Genomic DNA, 20866 nt, shown 5'->3' with positions numbered 1-20866 from the left:
ACATGCAGCAACCGAAAGTGCTACAGCGTCCCTTTGCGCGTCTGATAAGACGGGCGGCGCTTTAGCGGCCGGATCGCCTGCGGAAATACGCAAAGTGCGCCACCAAATCCTTCAAAACTTGACGCTCAGGCGGTTTCGTGGTGAAGGTCACGCCAGCTATCATGAGGGTGCTTTGGGCGCCCCCCAGAATCTCCGGAACATCGAAAAGACATGGCGACCGAACGATACAATCCGCGTGATGCCGAACCGCGCTGGCAGCAGGAATGGGAAGCAGGCAAGGTCTTCGAGACAAGCAACGAAGACCCGCGCGAAAAATACTACGTGCTCGAGATGTTTCCCTATCCCTCGGGCCGCATCCACATGGGGCACGTGCGCAACTACACCATGGGCGACGTCGTTGCCCGGTACAAGCGCGCCCGCGGCTTCAACGTGCTTCATCCGATGGGGTGGGACGCCTTCGGCATGCCGGCGGAAAACGCCGCGATGGAGCGCGGCGTGCATCCGGCAAGCTGGACCTATCAGAACATCGCCTCGATGAAGGCGCAATTGAAGGTGATGGGCCTGTCGCTCGACTGGAACCGCGAATTCGCCACCTGCGACCCGGCCTATTACCAGCGCCAGCAACACCTCTTCCTCGATTTCCTCGAGAAGGGCCTCGTCTACCGCAAGCAGTCGAAGGTCAACTGGGACCCGGTCGACAATACGGTGCTCGCCAATGAACAGGTCATCGACGGACGCGGCTGGCGTTCCGGCGCGCTGGTGGAGCAGCGCGAGCTGACGCAATGGTTCTTCCGCATCACCGATTTCAGCCAGGAACTGCTCGACGCACTGGATACGCTCGACCAGTGGCCGGAAAAGGTCCGGCTGATGCAGAAGAACTGGATCGGCCGCTCTGAAGGCCTGCTGGTGCGGTGGGAGCTCGATCCAGCGACTGTTCCCGCGAGCGCGACGGAACTGACCGTCTATACGACGCGTCCAGATACGCTTTTCGGCGCCTCGTTCCTGGCAATTTCGGCCGACCATCCGCTCGCCAGGGAAGCCGCGGCCAACAATGCAGAGATCGATGCGTTCTGCGAAGAATGCCGGCGCGCGGGAACGTCGCTCGCCGCCCTCGAAACGGCAGAGAAGAAGGGCATCGACACCGGCATTCGCGCCAAGCATCCGCTCGATCCGAGCTGGGAGCTGCCGGTCTACATCGCCAATTTCGTGCTGATGGACTACGGTACCGGCGCCATCTTCGGCTGCCCCTCCGGCGACCAGCGCGATCTGGATTTCGCCCGCAAATACGGGCTGCCGGTCGTGCCCGTGGTGATGCCGAGGGATGCCGATGCCGCAACCTTCAAGATCGAGAACGAAGCCTATGTCGGCGACGGCGTGATGATCAATTCGCGCTTCCTCGACGGCCTTTCGACGGACGAAGCCTTCGAGGCGGTTGCCTCGAAGCTCGAGAAGGAGACGCTGAACGGCGCTCCCCGCGCCGAACGCAAGGTCAATTTCCGCCTGCGCGACTGGGGTATTTCCCGGCAGCGCTATTGGGGCTGCCCGATCCCGGTAATCCATTGCGACGACTGCGGCGTGGTCCCGGTGCCGAAGGCGGATCTGCCGGTCACGCTGCCGCCGGACGTCACCTTCGACAAACCCGGCAACCCGCTCGACCGCCATTCTACCTGGCGGCATGTCGCCTGCCCGCAATGCGGCAAGGACGCCCGGCGTGAAACCGACACGATGGACACCTTCGTCGATTCCTCCTGGTACTTCACGCGCTTTACAGCGCCGTGGGAGAACGATCCGACCGATCCGAAGGTCGCCAACCGCTGGCTTCCGGTCGACCAGTATATCGGCGGTATCGAGCATGCGATCCTGCACCTCCTTTATTCGCGCTTCTTCACCCGCGCCATGAAGGCAACGGGGCACGTGGCGCTGGAGGAACCCTTCAAGGGCCTCTTCACCCAGGGCATGGTGGTGCACGAGACCTATAGCCGCGGCGAGGGCGCTCAGCGCGAATGGATCACGCCGGCCGAGGTCCGCATCGAGGAAATCGACGGTGAGCGGCGCGCGCTTCTGATCGAAACCGGCGAGGAAATCGCCATCGGCTCGATCGAGAAGATGTCGAAGTCGAAGAAGAACGTCGTCGATCCCGACGATATCATCGCCTCCTATGGCGCCGACACCGCACGCTTCTTCGTTCTCTCCGATTCGCCGCCGGACCGTGACGTGATCTGGTCCGAAGCGGGTGTCGAGGGCGCTCATCGTTTCGTTCAGCGCGTCTGGCGCCTGATCGCCGAGGCGGCGGAAAACCTGCGCATGAGCGAAGCTTCGCCGGCAAAGGAAGGCGAGGGCCTTGCTATCTCCCAGTCTGCGCACCGAACGCTGCGCGCGGTCGAAGCGGACTACGACAAGCTCGCTTTCAACAAGGCCGTCGCGCGGATCTACGAACTGGTCAATGTCCTGGCCGGTTCGCTGACCCAGGTGGCCAACGGCAAGACGGACCAGGCGGTCACCGCGGCGGTAAAGGATGCCGTTGCGATCCTGATCAATCTGATCGCGCCGATGATGCCGCACCTTGCGGAAGAGTGCTGGCGTGAAATCGGTGGCGATGGCTTGATCGCCGAGCGAGGCTGGCCGAGCTTCGATTCGGCACTGGTCGTGGAAAACGAAATCACCCTGCCGGTCCAGATCAACGGCAAGAAGCGCGCCGATTTGACAATCGCGCGCGACGCAGATCAGAGTGCGATCGAAAGCGCGGTGCTTGCTCTCGACGCCGTCAAGGCGGCGCTCAATGGGAGCCACCCGAAAAAGATCATCGTCGTGCCGCAAAGGATCGTCAATGTCGTTGTCTGATAGAGCCGGTTCCCGCCGCCGGTCCTTCTCCGTCTTCGCCGGTGCCATGCTTCTGACGGCTCTTGCCGGGTGCCAGGTCCGGCCGCTTTATTCCGACGGCCCCACGGGTTCGACATCGGCGGCACTCGCGTCGATCGAGATCTCGGAGGCTGACGACCGCGTCGAGCAGGAGGTGCGCAACGCCCTCGTCTTCCTCGCCTCGCGCGGCGCTGGCGAGCCGGTCAACCCGCAGTACCATCTCGCACTCAACGTCTCGCACCGAACGATGGGTGTGCTGTTTGACACGACGGATAATGACGATGACGATGACGACGCGGGAGCCGGCCGCATTGTCGTGAAGGCGGACTATAACCTGACGAAGACCGCCACCGGTGAGACCGTGAGGGCGGGCAACCGCACGGCCGTTGCGCTGGTCGACTTCCCCCAACAGGAATTCGCCAAGGTTCGCGCCGTTCGCGACGGCGAGAATCGCGCGGCGAAGGAACTGGCGGAGATCATCGGCGCCGATATCGCAGCGGCCCTCGGACGCTGATCCGGGTCCGATGAGCGAGATAAAGTCGCACGAGTTCGACGGCTTCCTGCAGAGGGCGGCTGGAAGCTACCGGCTTTTCCTGCTCTACGGCCCGGATCGCGGTCTCGTTTCCGAACGCGCCGGACTGCTTGCCGCTAAATTCGGCATTCCACTCGATGACCCGTTTGCCGTCGTCAAGCTCGACGCCAGCGATGTTCAGCAGGATCCCGGACGATTGCTCGATGAAGTCAACGCCATTGGCCTTTTCGGCGGCGAGAAACTCGTCTGGATTCGCGGCGCATCCGCCGAGAAGGCACTTTCCGAAGCCCTGCAGATCCTTGCGACTGATCCGCCCACGGGCAGCTATCTGATCATCGAGGCTGGGGATCTGAAAAAGGGGGCTGCCCTTCGGAAGGCGGGCGAATCGGCCCGTTCCATTGCCTCCATCGCCTGCTATAGCGACGATGCCCGTAGCCTGCATGCGCTCATCGACCATGAACTCGCCGAAGCCGGACTTCGAATCAGCCCGGCCGCGCGCGAGCGTCTGCTCGAAGTGCTTGGCGGAGATCGCCTCGCTTCGCGCAATGAAGTTCGAAAACTCGCGCTCTACTGCCGCGGCAAGGAGATGGTGGACGAGGACGATGTGCTCGACATCGTCGGCGATGCCAGCGCGATTTCGGTCGATGATGCGGTCGATGCCGTTCTAAAGGGCGACGTCGACGCGCTGCTCCATGCCATGAAGAAGATCACGACGTCGAAGACACCGCCCTTCCTCGTGCTCCAGGCCTGTTTGAGGCAGTTCCAGCAGCTGGACGCGATGCGGGCTGAGATGGATGCCAGCCGCCAATCATCGACCCAGGTGATCGCAAGCCTCGGGCGCAACCTGCATTTCCGCCGCAAGCCGATTGTCGAAGCAGCGCTCCGTCACTGGACTGGACCGGCGATCCGGCGTGAAATGAACCGGCTGCAGGCCACCATATACCAAAGCCGCGCTCGCCAGAGCCTGGAGGACAGTCTGGTTCTGCAGAACCTTCTGGCGATAACCGTGCAATCGGCGAAGCGCTGACTGCAGTGCGCGGGCGGCGCCGACTCAGCGGGCCTGTCCTATGGAATAGAGATGTGCAACGCAGTTGCCGCGTATTCCGCTGGTCGAACTGCATGCAACGCCGACGATCTTGGACGGACTTACCGCGCTGCCGTCTTCAGGCTTGGCCTGAGAATCCCCTTCGCACGCCGCCAGGAGCTGAATCGACAGGCGTCATGATGCTGTTCGCGGCCGGCCCGATCCCCTTTGGGGCAGTCTCCGGATCCTCGGGTAAGCCCGAGCATGGCACCGCGGGGGGCCAGCGCTACGCTCAGCGGCGCTCCAGCAGCCGGCAAATCTCTTCGAGCTGGTCGAGCGTCTTGTAGGCGATCCGCAGGTGCCCGCCGGAAGCCTTGTGGCTGACGGTAACTTCGAGCCCGAGGCTGTCCGACAGTGTGCGCTCGAGCGCCAGCGTGTCGGCATCTTTCTCCTCGCGGCGCGGTGCTTTGGCGAAATTCGGATCGTTCTGCGCCCGGATATCGTTCTGCGCCAGGCGCTCCGCCTCGCGCACGGACAACCCCTTCGCAACGATGTTGCGCGCCAGAGCCACCGGGTCAGAGGTCGGAATCAGAGCGCGCGCATGGCCGGCCGACAGGCTGCCGTCGGAGAGCATGTCACGCACGGGCTCCGGCAGCTTCAGCAAGCGGAGGCTATTGGCGACGTGACTGCGGCTCTTGCCGATGATGTCACCGAGATCGTTTTGCGTATATCCATGTTCGGCGATCAATTGCTCGTAGCCCAAGGCTTCTTCGAGCGGATTGAGGTCGGATCGCTGGACGTTCTCGACAATCGCAATTTCCAGCGCCGTGCGATCATCCACATCCCGCACGATCACCGGGATCTCGGTGAAGCCCGCAAGCTGGGCCGCCCGCCAACGGCGTTCGCCGGCAATGATCTCGTAGCGCTCATGACCGACGGTGCGGACGACGACTGGCTGAACGATGCCGTGCTGTCGGATCGAGCTCGCCAGATCCTGCAGCTCCGCCTCGTCAAACTGGCGACGCGGGTTGCGCGGATTGCGCGACACAAATTCGATCGGCACGCGACGGTCTGGATTGAAGGGCGCCTGCGGCGCAGCGCCACTTTGCAACGGCTGATCCATCTCGCCGATCAATGCCGCAAGACCGCGGCCCAGACGCCTTTTGGAGCTGTCGTCGTTCATCTCTCATCCAATCTTATTACGATACCGAAACGATTACGCCGCCTTGCGTTGCCGCTCGCGCTGGATCACTTCGGACGCCAATTGCAGATATGCCTGGCTTCCGGCGCACTTCAGATCATAAAGAATGGCCGGTTTGCCATAGGAAGGCGCCTCTGAAACCCGGACGTTTCGCGGAATCAAGGTGTGATAGACCTTGTCACCAAGATGGGTGCGAACATCGCTTACGACCTGCTGAGCGAGATTGTTGCGGGAATCGAACATCGTCAACACGATGCCTTGGATATCCAGGCTCGGATTCACCGTCCGGCGCACCTGATCGACGGTTTCCAGCAACTGACTCAGCCCTTCCAGCGCAAAAAATTCGCACTGCAGCGGGACAAGCACGGAATGTGCCGCGGCCATCGCATTCATCGTCAGCAAATTAAAAGATGGAGGGCAATCGACCAGGACGTAGGAATAGGCGAGGGCCTCGCTCGCCGCCAGTGCCCTACGAAGCCGAAAGACACGGTCGGGCTCCCGTGCGATCTCCATTTCCAGACCAAGCAGATCCATGGTTGAAGGCACGATCGAAAGGTTCGGCACCGCCGTATTTTGGGCGATGTCGCCGACCGAATGCGTTCCCATCATCAATTCATAGGACGACAGGTGTCGGTCGCGGCGCTGAATCCCGAGGCCCGTGCTGGCATTCCCCTGCGGATCGAGATCGACAATCAGCACTTTCTCGCCAATTGCGGCCAGAGCGGTTGCAAGATTAATGGCGGTCGTCGTTTTTCCGACGCCGCCTTTCTGGTTGGCAATTGTGATAATCCGATTTCTAGGGCCAAACATGTTTTCGCTCGCCTATCACTTCGTCCGACGTGAAAGATTTGCAATCTCGAGCACGACCGAATCTGGCTCGACGACACTCGCATGTTTTACCAGATCGAATTGAAAGCGGCTAACGGCTTTGTCGATTTCCTGCTGGTAATCCCGCCCTTTATGGAAGAATGCCACTGCATTGGCACCTTCACCGAGCATCCAGGGTGCACAATAATCCAACAATTGGCTCAAATCCGCGAGTGCGCGCGCTGAAATAGCATCGCAACGGGGTATGATTGCACTCGCATTCTCGATTCGAATCGGATGCACGGAGCCGCGCGCGCCGGTTTCATTCAGAGCCACACGCAAAAATGCGCATTTCTTGTTGTTGCTTTCGACCAGATGAACCCAGCCGTCGCCGAGCTCCGACAGACAGATTGCCGTTATCACACCCGGAAAACCGCCGCCGCTGCCAAGGTCGACCCAGGTCTTCGGCGTGGGAGACAGCTGGAAAATCTGCAGGCTGTCGACGATGTGACGCCGCCACAGATCTTCGATCGTCGATGGCGCGACGAGATTGATGGACTTCGCCCACTTCTGAAACAAGGCGCCAAAGTGTTCCAGCTTCTCGACCGTTTCACGTGAAACACGCAATCCGATCAAGCTTTCGGCCAGACTCGTTTTCATTGTACGCTTTGCCTCTCCACACGCCGCACCTCTCGATCCTGCCGCTTCAACCAGGTGAGAATCAGCGACGCGGCGGCCGGCGTCATACCGTCGATCTTCATGGCCTGCGCCAGGTTGCGGGGTTTTTTCTGCGTCAGCTTCTGCTTCAGCTCGTTCGACAATCCGGGCAGCAGACTGTAGTCGAAGTCCTCCGGAATGCTTGTACTTTCTTCCCGACGAATGCCCGCAATATCCGCAGCCTGCCTCTCCATATAGACAGCATAGGCAGCGTCGATCTCCAGCGCTTCGACCACGCGCCGGTCGATCGCGTCGAGTTCCGGCCAGAGGGGCTTCAACCCGCCAATCGATTGCTCCGGATAGGACAGGATTTCAAATGCCGATCGCCGCTGACCATCCTGGTTCAGTTTCAAGCCAAATCGCTTGCCTTCCGACGGCGTCACAGAGAGGGACTGCAGGAGTGTGCGCCCGTTTTCATAGGCACCTTTCCACTCGACGAAACGCTGCTGACGCGCCTCACCGACGAGCCCGAGACCTACGCCCACCGGGGTCAGCCGCATGTCGGCATTGTCAGCCCGGAGCGAGAGCCGGTACTCGGCGCGCGACGTGAACATCCGGTAGGGTTCGGCGATACCGCGCGATGTGAGATCATCGATCATCACGCCGATATAGGAGTCTGTGCGGCTGAACTGAAATGGCGGGCGTCCCATTGCGGCGAGGGCGGCATTCAATCCGGCGACCAGCCCTTGAGCGCCCGCTTCTTCGTACCCGGTCGTTCCGTTAATCTGACCTGCAAGGAACAGACCGGGCGCCTTTCGGACCGCCAGCGACAGTTGCAGCTCCCGCGGGTCGACGTGATCGTACTCGATCGCATACCCAGGCTGCAGGATTGTCACGTTCTCCAGTCCCGGGATCGTCCGGATAAAGGCACCCTGAACATCCTCGGGCAGCGAGGTCGAAATTCCGTTCGGATAGACCGTATCGTCATCGAGTCCCTCTGGCTCCAGAAAGATCTGATGGCCATCCCGCTCGCCGAAGCGAACGATCTTGTCCTCGATCGATGGGCAATAGCGCGGACCGACACCCTCGATCTGGCCCGAATACATCGCAGATCTATGGATATTGTCGGCGATGAGCCTGTGCGTGGTTTCTGTTGTGCGTGTCACGCCGCAATCGATCTGCCGGTTGGCGATCTCATCTGTCAGGAACGAGAAGGGCACCGGATCCTCGTCCGGCCCCTGGCGACCGACGCGGTCCCAATCAATCGTTCGGCCGTCGAGGCGAGCCGGCGTCCCGGTCTTCAGCCTTCCGAGGTTGAGCCCGAAACGAGCCAACGTCTCGGAAAGACCAAGCGACGGTTCTTCTCCGACACGCCCCGCCGGAATCTTGCGATCGCCGATATGGATCAAACCCTTGAGGAAAGTGCCCGTGGTCAGCACGACGGCCGCCGCGCGAAAGGTTCGGCCGTCCTTCATGACAACGCCGCAAACGGCTCCATTCTCGGTCAGCAGGTCGAATGCGTCGCCCTCGATGACCGACAGGTTCTGGACAGTGCCGATCGCGCGCTGCATCGCCTCACGATAGAGCCTTCGATCCGCCTGCGTCCTCGGGCCCCGTACGGCAGGTCCCTTGCGGCGATTAAGCAGCCGGAACTGTATGCCCGCAGCGTCGGCGACGCGTCCCATCAGCCCGTCGAGAGCGTCAATCTCCCTGACCAGATGCCCCTTGCCCAAGCCGCCGATGGCCGGATTGCAAGACATGACGCCGATCGTATCGCGCCTATGCGTGATGAGGACCGTGCTGGCGCCGAGGCGCGCGGATGCAGAGGCAGCCTCGCAGCCGGCATGTCCGCCGCCAATCACGATGACATCATAACTCGTCATTCCCAATCTCCAGCTAGAAAGCCTGATTCTGAATTTCACTGGTCGAGTCAAGCGGTTTCACGTGAAACGTGGTGAATGACCCGCGGCGCTGTATCTGGCCCGTTGTACCTATTTACCGATACAGAACTCAGAAAATATCACATCGAGCAAGTTCTCCACGTCGACCCGCCCCGTGATCCGGCCGAGCGCATCGCCGGCAACGCGAAGTTGCTCCGCCTGAATGTCCAGTCCCAGGGCCGCCGACGATAAACCGCGCTCCAAAGCCGCGCTCGCCTGACGAAGACAATCGACATGACGCTTTCGCGATGGCATTGACAATGACGCCTTGCCCGCCAGATCAGGGAGGTAGGTCCCCAATACGTCGAGCAGGTCGGCGATGCCAGCCCCGGTCTTGGTCGACAGGAATACATCCGCATCACTTGGCAGCCACGAAACGTCGCCTCGATCAATCTTCGTCGCGACCCTTATGAGCGGGACATTACCCGGAACGGCTTCACTAACAGCAAAACGTGCCGGATTATCCGATAACAGAAGCACGAGATCGGCCCTTCCGATAGTCTCCAGTGCGCGCCGAATTCCCTCTCGCTCGACGAGTTCTTCGGTCTCCCGCAACCCTGCGGTGTCGAACAACTTAACGGAGAATCCGGCTAAGGAAAGGTCGACCGAAATAATGTCACGAGTCGTTCCGGCAATTTCCGTGACGATGGCGATGTCGCGCTTCGCCAACGCATTCAACAGACTCGACTTCCCGGCATTCGGCTCACCGGCAATGACGATCTTGAGACCATCGCGGATTATTTCCGCCAAACCTGCCTGGCCGATATGCGCGTCGATCTCACCACGGAGCTTCTCGACGTCCTTCCAGATCGATGCGCTGACCGAACCGGGGACGTCCTCCTCATCGGCGAAATCAAGTTCGGCTTCGATCATCGCCCGCGCATGCGTCAGGCGACGCGCCCAACCTTCGTAGAGCGAAGACTGGCCGCCGCCCGAATGTTCGAGCGCCAACCGCCGCTGCATCTCCGTCTCGGCCGCGATCAGATCGGCAAGGCCCTCCACCTCAACCAGATCCATCTTGCCGTTCTGAAACGCACGCCGTGAAAACTCGCCCGCCTCCGCATGGCGCAGGCCGTCAATTCCCGCAAGCTCGTCCAGTATCGCGTGAACGACGGCTCGCCCGCCGTGAACCTGCAACTCGCAGCAGTCCTCGCCCGTAAAGGAAGCCGGCCCCGGAAAATAAAGCACGAGCCCGCTGTCCAACGGATCACCGTTTCGAGTCCGAATCGTTTTCAAGCTCGCGGAACGAGCTTGCGGCAAGGACCCGCAAAGCTGCGCAACCGCGTTGGCCGTTGCCGGTCCGCTGATGCGGATAACCGCAACGCCCGCCGGCAAGGCGCCGCTCGAAAGTGCGTATATCGTATCCGTAAACTGCATCGCGGTTACCGGCCATCCCCGAGCGCACTGCATAGTGCCGCGAGCTCGGTTCAAATTCTGTCGTTGAGGGTTAGAGCGGCTGCTTCCTTGAACGGCATCGTCTTCGTTCTGCCAAGCAACTCTCGCCATTTCTGCACAGGATGCAGAGCGCCGCGACTTATGCACCCAGCGGCGGCGGAAATCAAGTATCTCACAGCAGCGCCGCGACTCCTGCGAACCGCGAGCCGCGTGTTTCACGTGAATCATCGCTCGTCTGCGACCGATACGAAAGCTATGTCCGCGCCAATCCCGAACTGTCGGCACGCGTCCTCAGCCTCAAGAGCAAGCTGCTCTTGTGTTAGTGCCATCCGCGCCGCTGCCACGGCGACACGCTTGCTGCGCCGCAAGGAGGAAGGAAGATGACCCAGATCAGTTTCGCCGAATTGGTCAAGCATTTCGAGGGCCAGCATCCCGGCCACGGCGAACGCGTCGCGAAGGAACTTGCAGAGGCGATGGCGAAGGGCAAGGCGGCAATGATCCTCGTCGAGGACGGCAAGCCTGTCGTCGGCCTTGAAGGCGAGACGACGAGGCATTGAAAGGTGGAAGGATGATGAGCGAACTTCCACTCTTTGTTAAGAGGATTTGGCTCACGATCCAAGGTACGGCGGAAGCGAGCTGATCAATGGCTTTGAACGATATTCGATGGCAAAAGCACTTACGTGACCTTGGCTGGAACATTTTTACCAACCGGCTCAGCTTCGGGATTTGGTTCGGCTTGGCCACAGTGGCCTCCGCTTTTGTGAGCGCGGCAACGGGGATCCCAGCTGTCTACACCTGGGTCTGTGCTCTCATTATCCTTTTCCTCTTAAGGCCACGTGCACGGCTACTGCAACTGAGATCCAGACTCGAAGGCCGGCAACAGCCGTGACTGCCGCCTTTCAACCTGTTGTGGTAATTCGCCGCGGCGTTGCCGGGGCATGGCCGGGCGGCGGCAATTTCTGCCGCAAGGCAGAGGCCGAAACCGCACACGCCACGCGTTCCGTCGAATCCGGCTAAGGAAACTCGATGCCGCAAATGAAAATGGCCAAGACGCGGTGCGCCCTGGCCATTTAAAACCGGCAGACTCGAAAACTTCTCAGGTATTCATCGATTCGAAGAAATCGCCGTTCGTCTTCGTCTGCTTCAGCTTGTCGATCAGGAACTCGATTGCGTCGGTGGTGCCCATCGGAGCAAGGATGCGGCGAAGAACGAAGATCTTCTGGAGATCCTGCCGCGGCACCAGGAGATCCTCCTTGCGCGTCCCGGACTTCAGAATGTCCATGGCCGGGAAGATGCGCTTATCGGCGACCTTGCGATCAAGAACGATTTCGGAGTTACCGGTGCCCTTGAATTCTTCGAAGATCACTTCGTCCATGCGGCTGCCGGTATCGATCAGCGCGGTCGCGATAATCGTCAGCGAGCCGCCTTCCTCGATGTTGCGCGCCGCACCGAAGAAACGCTTCGGGCGCTGGAGCGCGTTGGCATCGACACCGCCGGTCAGGACCTTACCGGATGACGGCACGACTGTGTTGTAGGCGCGGCCGAGGCGCGTGATCGAGTCGAGCAGAATAACGACGTCCCTGCCGTGCTCGACGAGGCGCTTCGCCTTCTCGATGACCATCTCGGCAACCTGCACGTGGCGCGTCGCCGGCTCATCGAAAGTCGAGGAGACCACTTCGCCCTTCACCGAGCGCTGCATGTCGGTCACTTCTTCCGGCCGTTCATCGATCAGGAGAACGATCAGATAGCACTCGGGATGGTTGGCGGTGATCGAGTGCGCGATGTTCTGCAGTAGCACCGTCTTACCGGTGCGTGGCGGCGCCACGATCAGTCCGCGCTGGCCCTTTCCAAGCGGCGCCACCAGATCGATGACGCGAGCGGAAAGATCTTTCGACGTCGGAACCTCGAGTTCCATCTTGAACCGCTCGTTCGGATAGAGCGGCGTCAGGTTGTCGAAATGCACCTTGTGGCGGATTCTTTCCGGATCGTCGAAGTTGATCGTGTTGACCTTCAGCAGCGCGAAATAACGCTCGCCTTCCTTCGGACCACGAATCGGTCCTTCGACCGTATCGCCGGTCTTCAGGGAAAACCGGCGGATCTGCGAGGGCGAAATATAGATATCGTCCGGACCGGGAAGGTAGTTTGCATTGGCGGAGCGGAGGAAGCCGAACCCGTCCTGCAGCACCTCAACGACGCCTTCACCGATGATCTCCGTATCCTGCGTGGCGAGCATCTTGAGGATTGCGAACATCAACTCCTGCTTGCGCATCGTGCTGGCGTTCTCGACCTCGAGCTCTTCGGCAAAGGCCAGGAGATCGGTCGGCGTCTTGTTCTTAAGTTCTTGAAGCTTCATTTCAGCCATGAAGAGTCCACGTGTCGTATGGGGAATGGAGGTTGGCGTGATTTTGTAAGGGAGCTGCGAGAGGGAAGAGGCAGGCTCTAAACTTTGTCACAAGCCACGAGAAGAAGGAGATGAGGGAAAATAGCGATTCACGTGAAACGCCGCAAGGGGCTCGCACAAATTAGCGACAACTATTGCAGCTAAAAATCGATTGAATTCAAAATGGTTTCACCACGACCATGATGACGATGAGAATCATCAGCAGTGTCGGTGCTTCGTTCATCAGCCGCCAGTAGCGAGCATCGCGGTGATTCTCGTCACGCTCGAACGCTTTCACTGCGCGGCTGAAATGCATGTGCACCACCGTCAGCAGCACGACGAAAAACAGCTTGGCGTGCAGCCAGCCGCCCTGAAAGCCATAAACGCTCCAGGCAAGATAAAGGCCGAGCGCCCATGAGATCATCATCGCCGGGTTCATGATGACCTTCAGCAAGCGCCGTTCCATCATCTTGAACGTCTCGGACTGCGCCGATCCCGGCGCCGCGTCGGTGTGGTAGATGAAGAGGCGCGGCATGTAGAGGAGCGCTGCCATCCAGGATATGACCGCAATGACGTGCAACGCCTTGATCCAAAGGTAGAGATCGTCCGGCTGCAGCACGAAGAGGCCGACCAGCAGCAGGGCAAAGGCGGAGAGGGCGATCCAGGCGCGCAGGCGCGCCCTGTTCCCCGGGCCGCTGTCGGTCTGGCGCTCCACCTTCATCGTCTCCCGCGGACCCGGGAAACCAGCGCCGCGACGTGATCCGGGTCCGCCTGCGGCGTAATCCCATGGCCCAGATTGAAGATCAGCGGCCCGTTTCCGAGCGCATCGAGGATCCGGTCGATTCCGCTATCCAAAGCGGCGCCGCCCGCAACGACCCGCATCGGATCGAGGTTCCCTTGGACAGGGCCGTCCTTCTGCAGCTCGGCCGCAAACGACAGGGGCACCGACCAGTCGAGCCCGATCGCGTCGGCGCGGGTCGACTGTCGATAATCCTTCAGCAAAAGCCCCGCGCCCTTCGCGAAGGCAATGACCTTGGCTGCCGGTCGCCTCGCGCGAACGGAAGCGATCATCCGCCGGACGGGCTCGACGGCAAAACGGGCGAATTCCTCCTCGCCCAGCACACCCGCCCAGGAATCGAAGATTTGCACCGCATCCGCACCCGCGTCGATCTGCTCCACCAGATAGTCCGCCGAAATGTCAGCCAGGAACGCCAGCAGATCGTCGAACGCTTTCGGGTAGCGATAGGCGAACAGACGGGCAGGAGCCTGATCCGGCGTTCCGTGCCCGGCGATCATATAGGTCGCTACGGTCCATGGTGCGCCGCAGAAACCAAGCAGCGTCGTCTCCGCCGGCAACTCCCGACGCAGCCGCGATACCGTCTCGAACACCGGCCGCAGGTGATCGGAGACGCCGGCCGCACTCAGGCGCGCAACTCCGTCAGCGTCGATCGGATCCATCTTCGGGCCGTGACCTTCCTCGAAGCGCACATTCCGGTGAAGCGCATCCGGGATCACGAGGATGTCGGAAAAGAGGATTGCCGCGTCGAAAGCATATCGCCGGATCGGCTGCAATGTCACTTCCACAGCCAGTTCGGGCGTGTAGCAAAGATCGAGGAAGCTTCCAGCCTTCGCCCGCGTCTCACGATATTCCGGGAGGTAACGTCCTGCCTGGCGCATGAGCCAGATCGGTGGAGGCGTGAGACACTTCCCGTCCAGCACCTCGAGGACCTTGCGACGTTTCACGCTCACCCGCGACTTCTCCCAATCTAATAATCAAACTGAATCTAAAAGGTTTCTATTTCTTAGAGTCGGTGGCTATCAAGGATTAAATTCCATCCGCAGTTCATCCAGTGGTCCCACTCGAGCCGTGCGATGCCGGGAGAAAATAGGCAATTCTCCGTGACGGAGCGAGGAAAGAGCAGAAAACATTGAAAAATCCGAAACTTACGTGGTTCGCGAATCTTGCACTTTCTGTGGACAACCTGTCGAACCGCGTGACATTTTGTCGTCGCCATGAGTCTTGTCCACATGAGACGCTCGACGTTCTCCGGAAGAGGCTGGGATGTGAATAAGTCGGCGCTTTTCCACTTGCCTGAACGGCTGCCGCGCCGTTAGCTGTTTTTGTCCCGGCCTATCAACAGCCCCCGGAGAATTGCGTGGAGAACCGAAAAAACTATTTCCACCTGCATCTCGTCTCCGATTCGACGGGCGAGACTCTGATTGCAGCGGGACGCGCGGCCGCGGCGCAATTCCAGTCGTCGCATGCGCTGGAGCACGTCTATCCGCTGATCCGGAACCGGAAGCAGCTGATGCAGGTGCTGGACGCGATCGATGGCGCGCCGGGCATTGTTCTTTACACGATCGTCGACCGCGAGCTTGCCGACATCATCGATCAGCGCTGCCGCGAGATCGGCGTGCCTTGTGTTTCGGTGCTGGATCCGATCATCGATCTGTTTCAGTCTTATCTCGGCTCGCCATCCCGGCGCCGCTCGGGAGCGCAGCACGTCATGGACGCCGAGTATTTCGCCCGGATCGAGGCGCTGAACTTCACCATGGACCATGACGATGGCCAGATGCCGGCGGATTTCGACGAGGCGGATGTCGTTCTTGTCGGCGTAAGTCGTACATCGAAGACGCCGACGAGCATCTATCTTGCCAATCGCGGCATCAAAACGGCGAACATCCCGATCGTGCCTGGTGTGCCGTTGCCGGACGGTCTGATCAGCGCGACGAAACCGCTCGTCGTCGGCCTTATCGCGACGGCCGACAGGATCTCGCAGGTGCGCCAGCACCGCCTGCTCGGGACGACCCAGAGCTTCCATGGCGAACAGTATACCGACCGGGCCTCGATCGCCGAGGAGTTGAAATATGCCCGTTCGCTCTGTGCGCGCAACAATTGGCCAATGATCGACGTGACGCGCCGGTCGATCGAGGAAACCGCCGCTGCGATCGTTGCCCTGCGCCCGCGGCTCAGATAGAGCGAAACAGGAAAACCCGGGATTTAACAATGACGACCGCACTCGTGTTGGCTTCCGCCAGTCCCTTTCGTCGCGCGCTGTTGGAAAACGCCGGGCTGACATTTCAGGCAAGAGCCGCCAACGTGGACGAACGGGCATTGGAGCAACCGCTCGAGGCAAGCGGCGCTTCGCCATCGGATGTCGCGCTGGAATTGGCGGAGGCCAAGGCAAGGGATGTCGCACGGCATTTCGATGGCGCGCTCGTTATCGGTTCGGATCAGACCATGTCGCTCGGGTCGCGCGTCTATCACAAGCCGAAGGACACGGCCGAGGCGGCCGACCATCTCTTTTCGCTGTCCGGCAAGACGCACAGTCTGAACAGTGCGATCGTTCTCGTCCGTGACGGCGAGGTCGTCTGGCGCCACGTTTCCTCTGCCCATATGACCGTGCGGCCGCTCACTCGGGGCTTCATCGAAAGACACCTTGCAAAGGTCGGCGAGAAGGCGCTTGCAAGCGTCGGCGCCTATCAGCTCGAAGGCGAGGGCATCCAGCTCTTCGAAAAGATCGAAGGCGACTATTTCACGATTCTCGGCTTGCCGATGTTGCCGCTCCTCTCGAAACTCCGTGACCTGGGCTCGATCGATGCGTGATTCACGTGAAACATTTGTTAACCATGCCTTCGTCACCGGATTTCCGGTGAGGCATTCGCGCTCGCCGCTGATCCACGGCTATTGGCTGAAGGAGTTGGGGATTGCCGGCAGCTATAGGGCCTATGAGGTCTCGCCGGAAGGCTTTCCGGAATTCATGCTTCAACTGAAGAGCGGCGCCTCCGGTCTCTGTGGCGGCAACGTCACCATTCCCCATAAGGAAGCCGCATTTCGTCTTTCCGATCGTCCGGACGAACTGAGCGCCGAGCTCGGCGCCGCCAATACCTTGTGGGTTGAAGACGGAGAGCTTTGCGCGACGAACACCGACGGGCGAGGGTTCGTCGCCAATCTCGACGAGCGCGCGAAAGGGTGGGACAGAATTTCGACCGCCGTCGTCCTCGGCGCCGGCGGTGCAAGTCGCGCCGTGATCCAGGCGGTCCGCGATCGCGGCGTCAAGGCAATCCATGTGGTAAACCGCACACCCGAGAGGGCGCGGGAACTGGCGGATCGCTTCGGCGCCGCCGTCCACGCCCACCCGCTCGAAGCCTTGCCCGAAGTGATGTCGGGCGCGGGCCTTTTCGTCAACACGACTTCGCTCGGCATGGATGGCGAGCCGGCGCCGGAGATTGATTTCTCGATGATGGACGAGGGGGCGGTCGTGACGGATATTGTCTATGTGCCGCTCAAAACGCCATTGCTGCGCCAGGCCGAAGATCAGGGCTTTGCGATCGTCGACGGGCTTGGCATGCTGTTGCATCAGGCGGTGCCCGGATTCGAAAAATGGTTTGGCCGCCGGCCGGTCGTCGACGAAACCCTTCGGCAGATCATCATTCACGATATGGACAGTCACAGATGATCATTGTCGGGCTCACGGGATCGATCGGAATGGGAAAGTCGACCGCAGCCCAGATGTTCCGCGAGTTCGGCGTTCCGGTGAACGACGCCGACGAGGCGGTCCACGAACTCTATCGCGGTGAAGCGGTGGCACCGGTCGAAGCTGCATTTCCTGGTGTGGCAAAGAACGGGGTGATCGACCGCGCCGAGCTTTCGCGGCAGCTCCTTGCCAGCCCCGGGCGACTTCGTGAACTGGAGCAGATCGTGCATCCGCTCGTTCGTGCCAAGGAGAGGGAATTCATCGACCGGCACCGGGCTGCCGGTGCGCCCTTCGTCGTCCTCGACATTCCCCTGCTTTTCGAAACGAAGGCGGAAGGACGCGTCGACCAGGTCGTCGTCGTCACCTGTGCGCCCGAACTACAGCGGGAAAGGGTCATGAAGCGGCCGGGAATGACGGCGGAAAAATTTGCGATGATCCTCGCGCGCCAGGTCCCCGACAGCGAAAAGCGCGAACGGGCGGACCATATCATCGACACGAGCGACAGTTTCGACGTCACCCGAGCGCAAATTCGGGCGATCGTCGACCGCTTGCGTGCTAGCTAGGGGATGGGCGGTCGTGTGCGGCGGTTTTTTGTCCCGTACAGCGCTTCAAGTTGCTAGATTCGACCGCATGTGGTCCCGGATTGATTCGCTCCGATCCAGCCTGACCCAGGAGAGACTGTATGCGTGAAATCATCTTCGATACGGAAACGACGGGCCTCGACAGCCGCGACGACCGCGTGATCGAAATCGGCGGAGTCGAGCTTGAGAACCAGTTTCCGACGGGGCGCACGCTGCATCTCTACATCAATCCGGGCGACCGCAAGGTCCACCCGGACGCCTTGGCCGTTCACGGCATCACTGACGAATTTCTGAAGGACAAGCCGAGCTTTGCCGACGTCGCCGACGAGATCCTCGAATTCTTCGGCGGCGCGCGCTGGGTAGCGCACAATGCGACCTTCGACATCAGCTTCATCAACGCCGAATTTGCCCGTTTGGGCCTTCCGCCGGTGGCGAGCGAATATGTGACGGACACACTCGTCCTCGCCAGGCGAAAACATCCGATGGGCCCGAATTCACTCGATGCCCTCTGCCGGCGCTATAGCATCGACAATTCCCATCGAGCCAAGCACGGCGCGCTTCTCGACTCCGAACTCCTGGCGGAAGTCTACATCGAGATGATCGGCGGCCGGCAGGCGGCGCTCGGCCTCGTGACGAGCGTGGCCGGCGGCCAGACGATCGAAGCCGAAGACGGACCGATCATCGTCCTGCAGCGGCCGCGACCTTTGCCGGTCCGGTTGACGGAGGCCGAAATCGCGGCACATGCCGCCCTTATCGCCAAGATCGGCAACAAGGCAATCTGGTCGAAATACGAGTGCTGAAATGAAAAAGGCCCGGCGTAAACCGGGCCTTTTCTTTAGAAGCTAGCCGACAGCGGATCAGTTGGCGGTGTCGTTGCTGTTGGCGACCTGGGCGCGGACCTTTTCTTCGGCCATGCGCTGGGCAAACATCTGCGCGAAATCGATCGGATCGATCATCAGCGGCGGGAAACCGCCGTTGCGGGTTGCGTCGGAGACGATCTGGCGCGCGAACGGGAAGAGAAGCCGTGGGCACTCGATGAAGAGCAGCGGCAGCATGTGCTCCTGCGGAAAACCGGAAACACGGAATACGCCGCCATAGGCGAGTTCGACGTTGAACAGAAGCTTGTCGCCGTCCTTTGCTTCCGCATTCAGCGACAGAACGACGTCGAAATCGTTCTCGGCGAGCGGATTGGCATTGACGTTGACATTGATGTTGATCGACGGGGCGCGGTCACGGGCCTGCAGAGAACGCGGCGCACCGGGATTCTCGAACGAAAGATCCTTGACATACTGGGCCAGGATATTGAGTGCAGGGCTTTGCTGGGCGCCGCCGTTGCCAGTGGATGCGGTATCAGTCGTCATAAGGGTTTCCTCGGACTTCAAATCGGTGAGGCCATCTAACATTTCGGACTTGGGCTTACAACCCTTGCCATCCGGGCCTTTCCTACAGCGCCGCGCGTCTCATCGACCGCGCGAAGAACGCTGTAGCACTTTGGATGCTGCGTGTTTCATCCTTGGATCGGCTGCGATTCAAGAAAACATGCAGCAGCGGTACGAGAAGAGCGATTTTCGCCCGTTCCGTACCTTCGCCTCACACATTATAAACCCGTTCCCGGGTGAATGGGGAAAAGCGCGAGGCGCCTTGTCGTTTGCCGCCGTGATTTCAGCGGGAAATCCGGTTCGTGGGCTTCGACCCATCGTCATCCTTCTTTTCCCGGGAGAATTCATCCTCGTCCAGATCGATGACCCGTGGCCCCGTTCTCCTGCCGCTTTCGGTAGTGCCGGAGCGATAAAAACCGGTTCCGGCCGTCACTATAGTCAATCTTGTCTGCAGGAATGTGGCGACGGCGCGCCTTACCGGCGGAAGGAACAAGAACAGACCGATGATGTCGCTGATGAAACCCGGAACGATCAGAAGGATCGCTGCGACGAAGACCAGCGCGCCCTCCAGAACGTCACGGCCCGGATCGCGGCCCGCGCGAGCCGACTCCTGCACGCGGCGAAACACCTCGAATCCCTGGATGCGCAGCAACGCGATGCCGACCGCGCCGCTCAGGAATACGAGGAGCAGCGTCGCCAGCAGCCCGACTTCGCGACCGACGATGACGAAGCCGGCGATTTCGGCGAGCGGAAGCCCGAGGATGACGAGCGGGAGGATCAAGGAACGCATCGGCGCCGCTCCCAAGAAGTTTCGTGCAATTGGTTGGCCTCCGGTTTAAGGGTGCGACATCGCCATTTGAATGGTTTATCCTTGCGGACTATATGGAATAGTTCAGAGTAATTCTAACAGCGGTTCCGGGTGGAAATGGGCTCTTTTGACTTCATCACGTTTTTTTTCCTGATCGCTGCCGTGGTCATCTTCCTGCAGTTGCGCAGCGTTCTGGGGCGCCGGACCGGCAGCGAACGCCCGCCTTTCGATCCCTATTCGCCGCGCGAGGTGAGCAAGGGGCCGGAGAACACCGACAACGGCAAGGTCGTGCAACTCCCCCGCCGCGAAAGTGCGGCCGAAGAGGAGTCTCGCTACACAGCCATCGATACCTTTGCCAAGGTTGGGACGCCTTTGAACGGCCAGCTCAGGGCTCTGAGCGATGCCGATCGCAGCTTCAATCCGGAGGAGTTCGTCAACGGCGCCAAGATGGCCTACGAGATGATCGTCATGGCCTTCGCGGATGGCGACCGCAAGACGCTCAAGGGTTTGTTGTCGCGCGAGGTCTACGAGGGCTTCGATGCCGCCATTTCCGAACGGGAGGCCAGGGGCGAGGTGGTCAAATCCACCTTTGTCGGCATCGAGAAGGCCGACATCACCCATGCGGAGATCAAGGACAACGAAGAAAATATCACCGTCCGGATCATCAGCCAGCTCATCTCCGCCACCTATGACAAGCAGGGCAAGCTGATAGATGGCGACGCCGACTCCGTTGCAGAGGTGAACGACCTCTGGACCTTTGCGCGTGATATCCGATCGCGTGATCCGAACTGGAAGCTGATCGCCACAGAATCGGAAAACTGAGGC

General features: G+C 60.5%; 20 protein-coding genes. 10 read left to right on the top strand and 10 right to left on the bottom strand.

Annotated elements, in window-relative coordinates:
* The first annotated feature begins 210 nt into the window (after window positions 1-210).
* From leuS to holA, 3 genes are read left to right on the top strand one after another with little or no spacing between them, the layout of a single operon-like run.
* Window positions 211-2841 carry a leucine--tRNA ligase gene (gene leuS, locus ILFOPFJJ_RS00420; protein ID WP_173508624.1) on the top strand — a complete coding sequence of 877 codons (2631 nt, stop codon included), beginning with the start codon at window positions 211-213 and terminating at the stop codon, window positions 2839-2841.
* Window positions 2828-3373, top strand: a complete 546-nt coding sequence (locus tag ILFOPFJJ_RS00415; RefSeq protein ID WP_173508623.1) for an LPS assembly lipoprotein LptE — start codon at window positions 2828-2830, stop codon at window positions 3371-3373. Before leuS ends, ILFOPFJJ_RS00415 begins: the two co-directional genes overlap by 14 nt.
* A gap of 10 nt (window positions 3374-3383) precedes the next feature.
* The gene (holA, locus tag ILFOPFJJ_RS00410) at window positions 3384-4418 is read left to right on the top strand and encodes a DNA polymerase III subunit delta (protein WP_173508622.1); all 1035 of its coding nucleotides are present in this window, start codon (window positions 3384-3386) and stop codon (window positions 4416-4418) included.
* Between the two features lie 289 nt (window positions 4419-4707).
* Here the strand turns inward: holA and ILFOPFJJ_RS00405 are convergent, their stop codons facing one another.
* The 5 genes from ILFOPFJJ_RS00405 to mnmE all read right to left on the bottom strand — a co-directional run bounded on the left by ILFOPFJJ_RS00405 (window position 4708) and on the right by mnmE (window position 10397).
* Complete coding sequence (locus ILFOPFJJ_RS00405) at window positions 4708-5598, bottom strand: ParB/RepB/Spo0J family partition protein (protein ID WP_173508621.1); 891 nt, start codon at window positions 5596-5598, stop codon at window positions 4708-4710.
* Between the two features lie 33 nt (window positions 5599-5631).
* A complete protein-coding gene (locus ILFOPFJJ_RS00400; RefSeq protein ID WP_173508620.1) occupies window positions 5632-6426 on the bottom strand; it encodes a ParA family protein in 795 nt (264 codons plus the stop codon).
* Between the two features lie 15 nt (window positions 6427-6441).
* On the bottom strand, window positions 6442-7083 hold the full coding sequence (gene rsmG, locus ILFOPFJJ_RS00395) for a 16S rRNA (guanine(527)-N(7))-methyltransferase RsmG (RefSeq protein ID WP_173508619.1): 642 nt from the start codon (window positions 7081-7083) through the stop codon (window positions 6442-6444).
* A complete protein-coding gene (mnmG, locus tag ILFOPFJJ_RS00390) occupies window positions 7080-8963 on the bottom strand; it encodes a tRNA uridine-5-carboxymethylaminomethyl(34) synthesis enzyme MnmG (RefSeq protein ID WP_173508618.1) in 1884 nt (627 codons plus the stop codon). Before mnmG ends, rsmG begins: the two co-directional genes overlap by 4 nt.
* 108 nt (window positions 8964-9071) lie before the next feature.
* The gene (gene mnmE / locus ILFOPFJJ_RS00385) at window positions 9072-10397 is read right to left on the bottom strand and encodes a tRNA uridine-5-carboxymethylaminomethyl(34) synthesis GTPase MnmE (RefSeq protein ID WP_173508617.1); all 1326 of its coding nucleotides are present in this window, start codon (window positions 10395-10397) and stop codon (window positions 9072-9074) included.
* Between the two features lie 398 nt (window positions 10398-10795).
* Between mnmE and ILFOPFJJ_RS00380 the strand changes: the two genes are divergently transcribed.
* Entirely contained in the window at window positions 10796-10972 is a 177-nt protein-coding gene (locus tag ILFOPFJJ_RS00380) for a hypothetical protein (protein WP_173508616.1), read from the top strand.
* A gap of 539 nt (window positions 10973-11511) precedes the next feature.
* Here the strand turns inward: ILFOPFJJ_RS00380 and rho are convergent.
* The 3 genes from rho to hemE form a co-directional block, all read right to left on the bottom strand.
* The gene (gene rho, locus ILFOPFJJ_RS00375) at window positions 11512-12777 is read right to left on the bottom strand and encodes a transcription termination factor Rho (protein WP_173508615.1); all 1266 of its coding nucleotides are present in this window, start codon (window positions 12775-12777) and stop codon (window positions 11512-11514) included.
* A 196-nt stretch (window positions 12778-12973) separates the two neighbouring features.
* Window positions 12974-13516, bottom strand: coding sequence for a protoporphyrinogen oxidase HemJ (hemJ, locus tag ILFOPFJJ_RS00370; protein ID WP_173508614.1), 543 nt, complete (start codon window positions 13514-13516; stop codon window positions 12974-12976).
* Window positions 13513-14544, bottom strand: coding sequence for a uroporphyrinogen decarboxylase (hemE, locus tag ILFOPFJJ_RS00365; RefSeq protein WP_173508613.1), 1032 nt, complete (start codon window positions 14542-14544; stop codon window positions 13513-13515). The genes hemJ and hemE overlap by 4 nt, the downstream gene beginning before the upstream one ends.
* A 407-nt stretch (window positions 14545-14951) precedes the next feature.
* Between hemE and ILFOPFJJ_RS00360 the strand changes: the two genes are divergently transcribed.
* The 5 genes from ILFOPFJJ_RS00360 (at window position 14952) to dnaQ (ending at window position 18654) form a co-directional block, all read left to right on the top strand.
* The gene (locus ILFOPFJJ_RS00360; RefSeq protein WP_173508612.1) at window positions 14952-15773 is read left to right on the top strand and encodes a pyruvate, phosphate dikinase/phosphoenolpyruvate synthase regulator; all 822 of its coding nucleotides are present in this window, start codon (window positions 14952-14954) and stop codon (window positions 15771-15773) included.
* A 29-nt stretch (window positions 15774-15802) separates the two neighbouring features.
* Window positions 15803-16402 carry a Maf-like protein gene (locus tag ILFOPFJJ_RS00355; protein WP_173508611.1) on the top strand — a complete coding sequence of 200 codons (600 nt, stop codon included), beginning with the start codon at window positions 15803-15805 and terminating at the stop codon, window positions 16400-16402.
* A complete protein-coding gene (locus ILFOPFJJ_RS00350) occupies window positions 16395-17255 on the top strand; it encodes a shikimate dehydrogenase (RefSeq protein WP_173508610.1) in 861 nt (286 codons plus the stop codon). Before ILFOPFJJ_RS00355 ends, ILFOPFJJ_RS00350 begins: the two co-directional genes overlap by 8 nt.
* Window positions 17252-17836, top strand: coding sequence for a dephospho-CoA kinase (coaE, locus tag ILFOPFJJ_RS00345; protein WP_173508609.1), 585 nt, complete (start codon window positions 17252-17254; stop codon window positions 17834-17836). Before ILFOPFJJ_RS00350 ends, coaE begins: the two co-directional genes overlap by 4 nt.
* 119 nt (window positions 17837-17955) lie before the next feature.
* Window positions 17956-18654, top strand: coding sequence for a DNA polymerase III subunit epsilon (gene dnaQ, locus ILFOPFJJ_RS00340; protein WP_173508608.1), 699 nt, complete (start codon window positions 17956-17958; stop codon window positions 18652-18654).
* 57 nt (window positions 18655-18711) lie between these two features.
* Here dnaQ and secB read toward each other — a convergent pair whose 3' ends face one another.
* On the bottom strand, window positions 18712-19215 hold the full coding sequence (gene secB, locus ILFOPFJJ_RS00335; protein ID WP_173508607.1) for a protein-export chaperone SecB: 504 nt from the start codon (window positions 19213-19215) through the stop codon (window positions 18712-18714).
* 301 nt (window positions 19216-19516) lie between these two features.
* Complete coding sequence (locus ILFOPFJJ_RS00330) at window positions 19517-20023, bottom strand: FxsA family protein (protein WP_173508606.1); 507 nt, start codon at window positions 20021-20023, stop codon at window positions 19517-19519.
* A 135-nt stretch (window positions 20024-20158) separates the two neighbouring features.
* Between ILFOPFJJ_RS00330 and ILFOPFJJ_RS00325 the strand changes: the two genes are divergently transcribed.
* Window positions 20159-20863, top strand: coding sequence for a Tim44/TimA family putative adaptor protein (locus tag ILFOPFJJ_RS00325; RefSeq protein WP_173508605.1), 705 nt, complete (start codon window positions 20159-20161; stop codon window positions 20861-20863).
* The last annotated feature ends 3 nt before the right edge of the window (window positions 20864-20866 follow it).

The sequence above is a fragment of the Sinorhizobium psoraleae genome, from assembly GCF_013283645.1.
GTDB classification, from domain to species: domain Bacteria; phylum Pseudomonadota; class Alphaproteobacteria; order Rhizobiales; family Rhizobiaceae; genus Sinorhizobium; species Sinorhizobium psoraleae.
Note: the sequence above shows the minus strand (reverse complement) of the source record. Positions and strands in the feature narration are given on the sequence as shown.